12 protein-coding genes are annotated in these 12,235 nt (G+C 48.4%); 5 read left to right on the forward strand and 7 right to left on the reverse strand.

Annotation, left to right across the window (positions count from 1 at the left end):
- Window positions 1–156 precede the first annotated feature (156 nt).
- Window positions 157–1,500 (forward strand): alkaline phosphatase family protein, encoded by a 1,344-nt coding sequence (locus ASG33_RS11660; RefSeq protein WP_056286424.1) that lies wholly within the window; start codon window positions 157–159, stop codon window positions 1,498–1,500.
- 97 nt (window positions 1,501–1,597) lie between these two features.
- A complete protein-coding gene (locus ASG33_RS11665; RefSeq protein ID WP_056284793.1) occupies window positions 1,598–2,737 on the forward strand; it encodes a hypothetical protein in 1,140 nt (379 codons plus the stop codon).
- Window positions 2,738–2,766: 29 nt separating this feature from the next.
- On the opposite strand, the gene ASG33_RS11670 is transcribed toward ASG33_RS11665, so the two are convergent.
- The 4 genes from ASG33_RS11670 to ASG33_RS11685 all read right to left on the reverse strand — a co-directional run bounded on the left by ASG33_RS11670 (window position 2,767) and on the right by ASG33_RS11685 (window position 5,929).
- Window positions 2,767–3,195: a hypothetical protein gene (locus ASG33_RS11670; RefSeq protein ID WP_056284796.1), complete on the reverse strand. Its 429-nt coding sequence runs from the start codon at window positions 3,193–3,195 to the stop codon at window positions 2,767–2,769.
- A 134-nt stretch (window positions 3,196–3,329) separates the two neighbouring features.
- Window positions 3,330–3,881 carry a TlpA disulfide reductase family protein gene (locus ASG33_RS11675; protein ID WP_056284800.1) on the reverse strand — a complete coding sequence of 184 codons (552 nt, stop codon included), beginning with the start codon at window positions 3,879–3,881 and terminating at the stop codon, window positions 3,330–3,332.
- 6 nt (window positions 3,882–3,887) lie between these two features.
- Window positions 3,888–4,784, reverse strand: a complete 897-nt coding sequence (locus ASG33_RS11680; RefSeq protein WP_056284803.1) for a hypothetical protein — start codon at window positions 4,782–4,784, stop codon at window positions 3,888–3,890.
- Window positions 4,785–4,894: 110 nt separating this feature from the next.
- Complete coding sequence (locus ASG33_RS11685) at window positions 4,895–5,929, reverse strand: LLM class flavin-dependent oxidoreductase (RefSeq protein WP_056286427.1); 1,035 nt, start codon at window positions 5,927–5,929, stop codon at window positions 4,895–4,897.
- A 210-nt stretch (window positions 5,930–6,139) separates the two neighbouring features.
- Here ASG33_RS11685 and ASG33_RS11690 point away from each other — a divergent pair, with 210 nt between their 5' ends.
- From ASG33_RS11690 to ASG33_RS11700, 3 genes are all read left to right on the forward strand, one after another.
- Window positions 6,140–7,228, forward strand: coding sequence for a sensor histidine kinase (locus ASG33_RS11690; RefSeq protein ID WP_056284806.1), 1,089 nt, complete (start codon window positions 6,140–6,142; stop codon window positions 7,226–7,228).
- Window positions 7,225–7,983, forward strand: a complete 759-nt coding sequence (locus ASG33_RS11695; protein ID WP_056284809.1) for a LytTR family DNA-binding domain-containing protein — start codon at window positions 7,225–7,227, stop codon at window positions 7,981–7,983. The genes ASG33_RS11690 and ASG33_RS11695 overlap by 4 nt, the downstream gene beginning before the upstream one ends.
- A gap of 122 nt (window positions 7,984–8,105) precedes the next feature.
- Window positions 8,106–8,888: a hypothetical protein gene (locus ASG33_RS11700; protein ID WP_056286430.1), complete on the forward strand. Its 783-nt coding sequence runs from the start codon at window positions 8,106–8,108 to the stop codon at window positions 8,886–8,888.
- Here the strand turns inward: ASG33_RS11700 and ASG33_RS11705 are convergent, their stop codons facing one another.
- The 3 genes from ASG33_RS11705 to ASG33_RS11715 are packed head-to-tail and all read right to left on the reverse strand — an operon-like array spanning window position 8,889 to window position 12,212.
- Window positions 8,889–10,055, reverse strand: a complete 1,167-nt coding sequence (locus ASG33_RS11705; protein ID WP_056284812.1) for a glycosyltransferase family 4 protein — start codon at window positions 10,053–10,055, stop codon at window positions 8,889–8,891.
- A gap of 5 nt (window positions 10,056–10,060) precedes the next feature.
- Window positions 10,061–11,047: a lysylphosphatidylglycerol synthase transmembrane domain-containing protein gene (locus ASG33_RS11710; protein ID WP_056284814.1), complete on the reverse strand. Its 987-nt coding sequence runs from the start codon at window positions 11,045–11,047 to the stop codon at window positions 10,061–10,063.
- Window positions 11,037–12,212: a glycosyltransferase family 1 protein gene (locus ASG33_RS11715; protein ID WP_056284816.1), complete on the reverse strand. Its 1,176-nt coding sequence runs from the start codon at window positions 12,210–12,212 to the stop codon at window positions 11,037–11,039. The genes ASG33_RS11710 and ASG33_RS11715 overlap by 11 nt, the downstream gene beginning before the upstream one ends.
- Window positions 12,213–12,235 lie beyond the last annotated feature (23 nt).

Here is a 12,235-nt window from a genome sequence, read left to right on the forward strand (position 1 = left end):
TTCTTCCTTCCTCCTTTTCAATTACCACCTTCGGCTTTTTGTCACCCTGAGCGGACCGGGCCGCCGGGCGGTCGAAGGGCCCTTCGACTGCGCTCAGGGTGACAAAGGCGATTACATTTTCCAAAGGAGGACTTACTAGAAATAATAATGAACAATATGAAAAAACTACTCACACTCCTCACCCTCGCATTGTCACTAAACGCTTTCGCCCAGGATTCACACGTGATCCTGATAAGCATTGACGGATTGCGCCCGGAGTTTTATAAGGATCCTACGTGGAACATGGTCAATGTACGGCAGGGAATGCAGACAGGGGCTTACTCCGACGGGGTAACGGGCGTTTTTCCGTCTGTTACCTACCCTTCCCACACCACGATGGTTACCGGGGTGAAGCCTTTGAAGCACGGGGTTTATTACAACACACCTTCCGAGCCGCTGGAAGTTACCGGCAAATGGATCTGGGATTATAACACGATCAAGGTTCCGACCATTTTCAGTGCGGCGAAAGAAAAAGGACTGGTTACCGCGTCGGTTTTCTGGCCGGTGTCGCTCAACAGTCCGGCGAGCTATAATGTACCTGAGTACTGGAATTTGCCTGAAACAAAAGGCGGCAAACGTACTGTCATCAAGGCGCTGACCGAGAGTTCTACGCCGAAAGGCTTGTTCGAGGAAGTGCAGCAGCATGCCACCGGAAAGCTGGACGAAATTGATTTTGACGCAGATTACCTGAGCATTGACGAAAACAATGCGCGTATCAGCAGCTACCTGATCCGTAAGCACAAGCCCTCGTTTCTGGCAGTACATTTGGTTGCAGTGGACCATTTTGAACACGAAGAAGGCCGGGAAGGCGACAAGGTAAAATCCTCACTCTCCGGAGTTGACCGTAATATCAAAACGATCATTGAAGCGACGGAAAAGGCAGGTATCAGGGACAAAACCACATTTATCATCACAGGTGACCACGGTTTTGTAGACATTCACACGGCCATTGCGCCCAATATCCTGCTCGCAAAAGCCGGCCTGTACGACCCGAACAACAAGGCTGCCTGGAAAGCTTATTTCCACAGCTCAGGCGGATCGGCCTTTTTGCATTTGAAAGATAAGAACAATACCAAAACCCTGGAAAAGGTAAAGCAGATCCTAAGCCAGCTGCCTGCAAACCAGAAGGCGCTGTTTGCGGTGAAAGACCGCGCGGCATTAGACGCAGTAGGTTCTGACCCGAATGCAGCTCTGGCTATCGCACCCGTACAGGGCATTACGATCAGCGGCGCAGCTACCGGCGACTTCATGCGCAGTGCCAGCGGAGGTACCCACGGATTTTTTCCCGATTTTAAAGAAATCCAAACCGGTTTTGTGGCATTTGGAAAGGGTATCAAACCAGGTGCAGTAATTCCGGAAATGAGTTTGCAGGATATCGCACCGCTAATCGCCAAATTATTGAACCTCAATTTCCCAACAGCTGACGGTACATTGTACCCGGGCTTGCTGGTGAAAGAATAAGTTAATTCCTGTTTGCTCAAAAACAGGCACTTATATACTTTCAAAAATTCACTTTCGGTCATAGCTTTACAGGATTCCAGCTCTTTCCTGTATCGTTATGACCGAAACTTTTTCTCAGTCCCGCTCCTCTCTCTTCCTGAAAATTTGTAAATGTACTCTGGGGATTCTGGCCGTATTGTCATCCCTTACTGTCATACTGAACTTTGTCCCGGTTTCATTCTTACACAAATACGGGCACTACTATCATCCATTACTGATCGGCATTGTGACCGTGGCCTTTCTGGGCGGGCTTGTTTATGCGATTCTATGGCATGAAAAAGAGAAAGAAGGAAAAGGTAACAGCGGCATCCGACACGCCGTTTTACAGGGAGTGATCCGCTACTGGCTGGCTTATTCCATTTCCGTTTACGGTTTTGCCAAAATTCTGAAAACGCAGCTTCAATCACCGGAGTTTAACCTTGATATTCCAGTAGGCGAACTGAGCGGTTTCGCGCTTACCTGGTACTACTTTGGCTATTCCTACACTTTGGCGGTAATCCTCGCATTGTTCCAGGTGGGCGGTTCCATACTGCTTCTTTTCCGTCGTACCACGTTGATCGGCGTCATGGTTTTGCTGCCGGTAATGGTCAACATTGTTCTGATCAACATGTTTTACCAGATTGCCGTAGGCGCATTCTTCAATTCGGTGATCTACACGATCAGTCTTACTTTCCTGCTCCTGCTCGATTTTCAAAAACTCAAAACTGCATTCTGGGACCTCGTGGAAAAGCTTCCGCGGGTATCAGACAAATCCGGTTTTCTAAAAAATGCATTGCGGTTCGTGATCATTGCAGCTGCGTTTTGCACCATTCAATATTACGTTGTAAGTACCAAAACGGACACCGTGCTCAAAGGAACGTGGAAAGTAGAAACGCTCCGAAGAAATAGCGAGCTCGTTTCCTCCGCTGCCTGGCTTACAGATACCAAAGCGTGGAACAAGGTATACTTCGCAGGCTGGAACGGCTGCGCATTCAGTCCAAACCCGTACCGCTACAAGCCGGATGAAAGCCTCACGGGCTCTTACGAATTTGATAGTCTGAAAAACAACATCAGGTTCATTCATGGTAATCCGAGCCGGGCAGACAGGCGGACGGACACCCTGATGATTTCCGTGAGCAACCGTACACAAAAATCAATGCAGCTGCATTTTGTCATGAGCCGCGACACCATTGAAATGCAGCTGGCCAGGTTGCGCTGACCGTTTTAGAGTTTGGAGAAAATGTGTATTCAGCTTCTTACAATTAACGTAGGATCAATGGAATTCAGAAGCTGACCGCAGGTAATGTCCGAGGCACCAAGCGGTTCATTGAAATATCCTCTTGTGAACACCGGCTGTAAAGTGTTTTTCCCTTTATACAAAAACCCGATCGTAGACCTGGGCTGACCGATGTTAAATACTTTAGAGCCGGAGTTGGGATAAGAAGAAACCAGCTTTTTGAGCACACCAGCCTCCACGAATTCCAGACATTTCAATGTAAATCCATCTCCGTCACCGTCCCAGTTGAGATACAGCAGGAAACGCAGCCCGCCGGTGATTTCGAAATAAAAGTTGAAGCGCGGCTGGTTAGCCAGGCTGCCAGATAATTGAAGCTCTTTTGATTCAGGGAAGTAGGTTTTTATTTCTTCACGCAGGTATGTGAGTGCGTCCGTTGTCATCCGTCAGATGTTCAGTAGGGGTAACTGCCTGAACAAATATATCCACCAGACTTCAAAATTTCAAGGTATTCGCCCGTAACAAAGCGTGTGATCAGGTCTAAAAATCACAATGCAACCACTTTCGGCATTTGCATTCAGCTGTCCTTTAACTGCATCCTGATCGCCGCCGCTACCTTTCCGGAGCTAGGCCGGGCAGCGTGGGCTTCCAGCATTTTGCCATTTTTATCCACCATAATATAGCGCGGAATACCCCAGAGATGGTACTTCTCCCAGATTGATCCGGCTACGTCGGTTTGCTGATTAATGTGCATTCCGGCGGGAGCTTGCCCGTCTCTCAGCATTTTCTTCCATGCCTTCACATCCTGATCAACAGATACATACAGAAATACGACCTTGTCATTTCCCTCAAACTCTTTCACAAGCTTTTTCGATGCAGGGAATTCGTCCCGGCAAGGCCCGCACCAGGTAGCCCATACGTCAATGTACACAACTTTGCCTTTGAGACTTTGCAATGAAACAGAGTCTCCGTTGGCGGTAACCCCCGTAAAGTCAGGCGCCGGCTTTCCTTTGCCAAGCGCCTCCCATTTGGCAAAGCTTTTGTCCAGCGTTTTTCTGTAAACAGGCGAGACCGTCGTTTTATAGAATTCCTGGCGAAGCTGGGCTAATTCCGGCGACAAGCCTTCCATTTGTACTCAATAGTTGATATTGGCTGCTCTGAAATGCTTTTTCAAAAAGGGGTGCAACTTCATTTTCTGAATAAATGTATCAGACAGCTCCGCCCAGTGTCCATCGAGTGAGTCCTTGTTCATACTGTCAGCCAGCTTGCCGAAGGGCCCGTGAATACCGGAAATCAGGTAACCCGACAGGATTTCGCCGTATTCATACATGTTCATGTCCAACAAAACTGAATCCGTGGGCAACGTCGTAACTACCTTTTTCAAATCTGCCGGAATGGTAGGATCGTCCATGTCATAGCTGTAATGGTTGTTCACATAATGCTGCTGATAAGCGTGCAATGTCATCCCTGCTTTCTTCTTCATCAACTCTACTTCCTCTGCGGTGATACCGTCCTCTTTTTCCAGTTTTTCAAGTTCCTTGTTCAATTCGTTCTGATACAATTTGAAGCTGGACACGAACTCGGCAGGCTCATTTTGCCATATCATCTTTCCTTTATAATTCTGATATTTCTGCCTGATTTTCTGGGTATTCCGAATAAACCTGCTAACCGCAGCGCCATCTCCGACGACTTTGACTCCATCTCCCGTAGTACTGGTATCTGCTTCAAATACGATCTCGTCGCCTGCTTTGAGGTACAATGGAATATACTGGTCCTGCAAATAAACATGTCCGAAAACCGGCTTTTCGATCTTTGTTTCTATTACCCCAAAACCATTGCTATCCAAGGTAGATTTCCCCAAAACCAATGTGTCCAGATTGAGCATATTGTAGGTGACCAGAACTGCGCCGGCCCCTTTGGCTTTATTCAACCGGAAAGTAATTTTGACTTTCCGGTCATCCTTTTTCGCGCAGCCAGCGAACAATAATGTGACAATGCAGACTAACAGAAGGTTTTTCAGGTAGAGGAACATAGCGTCAAGTTTATGATACAACAAGTTACATTGCCAATACTGCCAAAGTTGGCGTTCTGATGCAACAGATCATTTGTAACTTGCCAGGTCCGCCCTCTGCACCTTCAAACCTACTTATGGAGCGCCTTCCTGACTGCCGGAGCCACTTTGTCGCCAAGTAATTCAATGGACTTCATCAATACATCGTGGGCGGGCGCACCTACGTCGGTGTGGAGCAGGAAGCGGGTAAGTCCGAACATTTCCTGCTGCTGTAAAATCTTATCGGTAACCTGGTTGGGATCACCTACAAACAAGGCACCGTTGCTGCTGCGACCGCCTTCAAACTGCTGGCGCGTGTAAGGCGACCAGCCTCGGCTTCTTCCCACTCGGTCCATTTGCGCGGCATATCCCGGATAGTACAGGTCGGCCAGTGCGCCGCCATTCTCCCCTACCAGGCCGTGCGAATGCGTCGCGAGCTGCATCTTGGCGGGATCGTGACCTGCATTGATATACTCTGTTTTATATAATTCAAAAAACGGTTGAAACTGGGCAGGCTGGCCACCTATGATCGCGACGATCAATGGAAATCCAAGCCGGGCCGCACGAACGACCGACTGCGGCGTACCACCCACGGCGATCCAGATATCCAGCTTTCCGTTGGAAGGCCGTGGCAGTACCTGCTGCTTGTCAAGCGACGCGCGGTATTTGCCTTTCCAGCTAATAGTTTCTGTTTCATTGATCTGTTTCAGCAGGTCCAGCTTTTCAGTGAACAGACCATTGTAATCATTGAGGTCGTACCCGAAAAGCGGGAATGATTCAATAAAGCTTCCCCTGCCGACTGTGATTTCGGCGCGGCCATTGGAAAGCAGGTCCACAGTGGAAAAGTTTTGGTAAACACGCACGGGATCGTTGGAGCTGAGTACCGTCACCGAGCTGGTCAGTTTGATCCGCTTGGTAACTGACGCGGCAGCAGCCAGGATAATTTCCGGGGCTGACACGGCAAAGTCGGGCCGGTGGTGCTCTCCTATCCCGAATACATCAAGTCCGACCTGGTCTGCCAGCTTGACTTCTTCCAGCATATCCCGCAGGCGCTGCTGCGATGATTGAAACGACTGTCCGGCCTGATTATAAGCCAGATCCCCGAACATGCTTATTCCTATTTCCATGATATTGTTCCTCTTTTGAATCGTGTAACAGTTTACATAAAGAAAAGGCGATCTCGGCAGTATAAAGTTCATTGTGGAGTTGTAAATAGGATAACAGCAGGACAAGTAAAAAACGAGCTGATTGAAATTTATAAGGAGAAAGAAAAATCCAGTGAGTACCAGAAATACGATTATCGTAATTTACTCGCCGATTCACATTGAACCCGAAACATGCGGCCCTATATCTTTGGTCAGAAATGGCTGCTCGGCTTTGCGCTTGCGCTCATTTACATTCCCTTGCGGACTTACATAAACGTTCCGCCCGAACGCTGGCACACCATACCCGGTAACCTGCCGCTTTTCGGGATTGAAATCATAATCAGCACCATTTTTTATACCAGCTGGATTTATGTGGTCGACTGGTTCCTCGAAAAGCTCGCTGTCCTGACCGGCACCGCCGAGTCACTCGAATTCAAGCTTTCCAATCAGCTGATCACGCTCGTTCCTGCTGTTTTGATGGCAATCCTTTTCAATTCCATTCTAAGATATACCTGGGGCCTGATGGACAACCTGTGGACCCAGCCTCAACAACCTTTTCTCGACCATATCAACTGGCAACGTATCAGGGCCTTTCACAGGCGCTCCAACGAGGCACTGACCATTCTCGCACTGATCGCGGCTTACTATCTCTGTGTCAACAACCAGGTGCAGGAAAAACTCAAAAAGCTGCTTGTAGACTCTGAAAAACAGGAAAAGGAGAATTTACATGCACGTTTTATCGCATTAAAAAACCAGATCAGCCCGCATTTTTTGTTTAATAACCTCAGTGTACTGTCTTCGCTGGTGGAATCCCGTCCTGAAAAATCGAGCGAATTTATCCAGCAACTGTCGCTCGCTTACCGGTACATTCTCGAACAAGCCGAGCTGCATCAGATCAGTCTGAAGGAAGAGGTCGCATTCCTGGAAACGTACACTTACCTGCTGCGCATGCGGTTTAAGGAAAAAATCATTATCGATGCGGACTTATCCCCGGCAGATCTGGAACGCTATTCCATTATCCCGCTCACTTTGCAGCTTCTGATTGAAAATGCCGTGAAACACAATACAATGTCCGTGAGTAACCCGCTGCGGATAAATATTGGCATCGAAGGCGGAATGCTGGTGGTGAGTAATCCATTGCAGCTCAGACAACTGACCGAACCCACCACCGGACTGGGCTTGAAGAATATTATCAACAGGTACAAGCTGCTGCTGGACAAAGATGTTATTATCGACAAAAACAGCAGCCACTTTGTTGTTAAAATCCCGCTGATACCATGAATGTGCTGATTGTTGAGGATGAAGAACTGAGTGCCGAAAGGTTGCGCAATCTTATCGCGGGCATTGATCCGTCCGTTCGCGTGCTGGCGATCATACCTTCCGTTTTGGAGACCATCGCTTATCTGCAAAATGAATCCAATACGCGGCCCGACCTGATCTTTCTCGATATTCACCTGGAAGACGATAATGGTTTCAGGATCATAGAGAGTCTTGACCTGATGATCCCCATCATTTTCACGACTGCATTTGATAAATACATGCAAAAAGCTTTCAAAGCACACAGCATTGATTACCTTCTTAAACCGATCAACCCGCTTGATTTACAAGCTTCTTTGCTGAAATTCAAAAAGCTGCATGCATTGCAACAGGAAAAAGCTGATCACGATACAAGCCCTGCCAGCTTACTGAGCGAGAAGTACAAAGACCGGTTTCTGGCAACAGCCGGCCCCCGTATTTTTACATTTAAAACTTCGGAGATCGCCTATTTCGTCATTGAAGAACGTGCCACTTTTCTGAGGCTTTTCGACGGCCGGCATTTCGCGGTTGAATATAGCCTGGAAAGATTGTCGCAGTTGCTTGATCCGGCCGACTTCTTCCGCGTCAACCGGACGCTGCTTATCTCCGTCAATGCGATCCGTGACATCCACATGATCTCGGCGGGCAAGCTGAAACTCGATCTCAATCCCGCCACTTCACAGGAAGTTTTTGTCAGTTCCGAGCGCATTACCGACTTCAAAAATTGGCTTGGCCGCTAGTGCCTAGCCAGCTTCTGCAAGAGAAAACCCGCCTTTAAGTCCCCAAAACCTGCCTTCGGAGAATTAGAATTTCAAAAGAATGTATGTTTTTGAAAATTGGGTTTAAACAAATCCTTTTTCTGATGTCTGTGGTCAAATTCAGTGCGCACAAGAAATTTCATTTGCTTCAGTGTAAAACCAACTGCTGGGAAAGTACTCCCGAACACCTTTCACATTACCGCATTATTTACGTGCTTTCCGGCGAGGGCCAGTTTGTTCTCGACGGCCGCATTCATTCCTATTTACCAGCCGGTATCATCGCGCTGAAACCCGGACAGCAGCCCGTTTTTGACGAAAATAAAGGCACCGAAATTTTTGTATTTGCATTTGACAGCTACCTGGCAACAGATTTCCACACCAAAAAGGCTATGGACGCAGACTTTGCAGATACGTACAAACACGCAGAGAACTTTTGCAATAACAGCAGACTTACACCCGGAAAACCGCTGAGGAATGTAAGAGACAGCGAGACGATCCATTACCTTGTAAACCAGATTGCATTTGAAATAACCCAGCGCCAATCCTCTCACATCCGGTTGATCAAAGGTAGTATGGACCTGATCGTGACCATTTTGGCAAGAAACAATTTTGAAGTCAAAAGAACAGAAGAGAAATCAACGGAGCAGGTACTTACCGACAGGATCGTGGAATATCTTCGGAGTGAGCTGAACCAGAACAAGACAATCCGCGTGCCGGAGCTGCTGTTCAAATTCAATATATCCGAAGAGGCAGCGAACCTGTATATCCTTAACCGAACAGGAATGTCGCTACGTAATTTCATTTTCAAATACAAATCAGATCTTTTCAAAAGCCGGCTCCTGAAAGTAGATGTAATGGAGCTCTCCCCTTACCTGCGGCCGCACTGACTACCGGAGCTCCACGAAGGACCGGAACAGATCATAATAACGTCTTACCATCCTGTCCCAGCTGAAATTTGCCTCGGTATATAGTCTGAATGCTTCCTGATTCGGCTTAGCCGGTCCTGACTGAATTACTTCGTTCAGCCGCTCCGCCCAGGCAGCAGCATTGCCCGAAGGAAGCAGGTACCCGTTTTTACCATCTTGAATTGCATCGGGGATACCGTCGATATCAGCTGCAAAAACCGGAGCCCCGGCGATTGCGGCTTCCAGGCAAACCAGTCCGAAACCTTCCATATCGCCCTCAACTTTGATATTTGGCATGATGAAAGCAGCCGATGCAGCAAGAATGGCTTGTACGTGACCGGTCGGGAGCTTTCCAAGATGCTTAACCCTCGCATTCAAAGCGGGATTGCTGAGCACTTCGCGAAGCGGGGCATTGTCGGTTGGAAAACCGAGGAACAATGTGATTTTCCGCGAAACACTTTTCGGTAAAAACGAAAGCAGCTTTTCGGGCGTGGTCGGTTCGGGCTGGTAGGCGCCGATCAGAAGGAGCAGAAATTCACCTTGCAGGCGGGGAACCACATTTTTGATAAACCACGACATACCCTTCCGCTTCACAGGCCTGCCCAATGCTACCAGTATCCGCTGCCCGCGATAGTTGATCCCGTGTTCAGCCAGCAATCCGGAAATGGTAACTTCGGTGCGAGAATGCGGGATCTGCGTATCCACTCCATTTGGAATAACAACCAGCTTTTCTGCATGAATGCCAAGTGACACAGCCGCTTTTGCGGTAGCATTGCTTACAGCAATGAGCTTATCAAACCTGTTGAACCGGGGGAGAATGTTTTTGTGGTAAATCGCACTAGGAAAAACGACGTCGAGGCCGTGGAGGGTAGCTGTTCGTTTCAGGTGAGTGTACCCTTCGTGCCGCACGCAAAAAGCAGCCAGCAGGCCGTCGTTAAAATGGATAAGCTTGATTCCGGGGTTTTTCGCGCAGGTTTCAATGATCCTTTTTTTTAACAGAATAAAAAAGCGGATGATACTTTCATTTCCGTCAAAAACGATTTTATGCACTTTGCAATACCGCTCCATTCCGGTGATCAGCTCGTAGCTTTGCTTTTCCATTCCACCCACAGCCGGCGGATATTTATGACTTACGAAGAGGATTTCCATTGAATTCAGGAGGATATGCGTTTGTTCCTGGCAAATACCGCGTAAAACAATGCGCCCATTAAAATCCAGAAAAGCTGGCGCGTGCGGCGGAGTGCAGATACCGACAGCCACAACGATGCACTCGAAATGCCGATAACACTCAGCATCAGTTTATTGCCTAGTTCTTCCACACCAATCTGTCCGGGCACGAATGCGCCGGCAGACTTCACGATCACTACGCCCATATCCAGCAAAAGTCCGTGCATGAGCGTCACATCGTATCCGAGCAGTTTCAAAATAATGTAAAATTCAACCGAGCCGATCAGCCAGTGGAGCAGGAATGCGGCAAATGCGAGCAGCAGCTCTTTGGGGTGCGTGCTTGCGAAGCGGTTAAGCTCGATGCGGATCTCGCGTATTTTGCTGTTGATCTTCACCAGCCTTCCCGCACCAGCCGCCAGTGGCCCCAGCCCGGCCGCCCTTTTTACCCACCAGAAACAACCGGTGGCAAACAGCACCAGTGCAACAATGATGAGTGCGACATACACCGGCGCTATCAACACCATATCCTGACTGCTTACCAGCCAGAGCATCGCCACTACAAGCAGCACCAGCTGGCTGAGGATCATCAGAAACCGGTACATGACCACCGAAGTAAGTGCAGTTTGCTGATCAATCGCGTAAGGTTTCAAGAGGAAAACCTTAAACATATCGCCTCCCGCAACACTGGCAGGATTGAACATACCGACGGTTTCACTAATATGCCTGACTACAAATATCCGGAAATGCGAAATCCGGCGGCGTGATTCGCCCAGGCAATACCACCATCCCACAGCGCCACACCAGTAAGCGACGAATGTACTGAACAAAACCAGCAGAAAGCCCGAACCGGCTGTTTGCAGTGCCCCGGATACTTCGGCCAGGTCGGTGTTCCGGATGAACTGGAACAGCAGCACCGAGATACTTAGCACCAGGACGGTCTTGATAATACGTATATATGCAGGGTTAATCTTCAAACTGGATCTTTTCCGTAGGTTGGGCCAAAGCAATGAGATCGCTAAAATAAACCCTGGCGAGTTCATCCCAATCATAGCTGCGGCTGTATTCGATCGCATTTTCGCTTAATCTTGATCGCAATGCAGGGTTTTCAATCACTTCCCTGATTTTTTCGACGTAGCAAAAAGCATCGTAGGGCGCGCATTTAAAGCCGTTTTCACCTTCTGCAATGAAATCCCTGCTTCCGCCGCCGTCTGCAACTACCGGCACCAGGCCAGAAGCCATCGCTTCCAGGACCACATTCCCGAAAGTTTCAGATACAGATGGAAACACGAAAACGGTCGCAGAAGCGTACAACACAGATAGCTGCGTGTGATCCAGCTGGCCGGGAAAGATCGCGTCAGGCATTCTGGCTTCACAATCCTTTCTGGCCACACCGTCGCCGGCGACGATGAAATTGCATGGTACATGCTCCGCTTTCAGCAGATTGTAAATGTCGATCAGCGTTTCCAGGTTTTTTTCCCAAACCAGCCGGCTTGCAAAAAGTACAGTGGGCAGGTCATTGCCGGTCAGCTTGCGAAGGTATTGTTCGTCTTTTTTCGTTGGCGAGAACAGGCTTGTGTCCATTCCCCGTTTCCAGATCTTCATGTTATGCGGCGCCATTCCGCTCTCCACCAGCTCATTAGCAATACTTGTTGAAGGAATGTAAACTTTATCACAACTCCCGTAAAACCTGTTCTGCCATTTCCTGACGCGGTTTTCAACAGGTTTGATCAAAAATGGCAGGTACTTGAAATAGTAGGAAATGTAGCTGATAAAATGGGTATGATAAATGCTGGTGACAGGCAGCCTGTTTTCCTTTGCATAACTCAAACCAAAATGCCCCAGAAAAGAAGGTGTTGCGATATGTACAAGATCCGGCTGGAATGCATCGAGGCGCGCACGTGTTTCCGTCGCTGCGAAAGCGGGCATTCCGATCACATAATGGCTGTTGAATGGAATGGGTAACGAGGGAATGCGGACACAATCAAAACCTCTGACCTGCTCAGGTCCGCTTGCGCAGATAAACAAAAATTCAAACTGCCCGGGATCAATGCGGTTGAAAAGCTGGAACATTGTACGCGCTGCCCCGTCAAAATCGGCAACGAGGATCTCAGCGAAAAAGGCAACTCTCACTTTTCTCATGGTGGCTATGATCTGCTAAAATA

The organism is Dyadobacter sp. Leaf189, assembly GCF_001424405.1.
In the GTDB taxonomy this organism is placed as follows: Bacteria; Bacteroidota; Bacteroidia; order Cytophagales; family Spirosomataceae; genus Dyadobacter.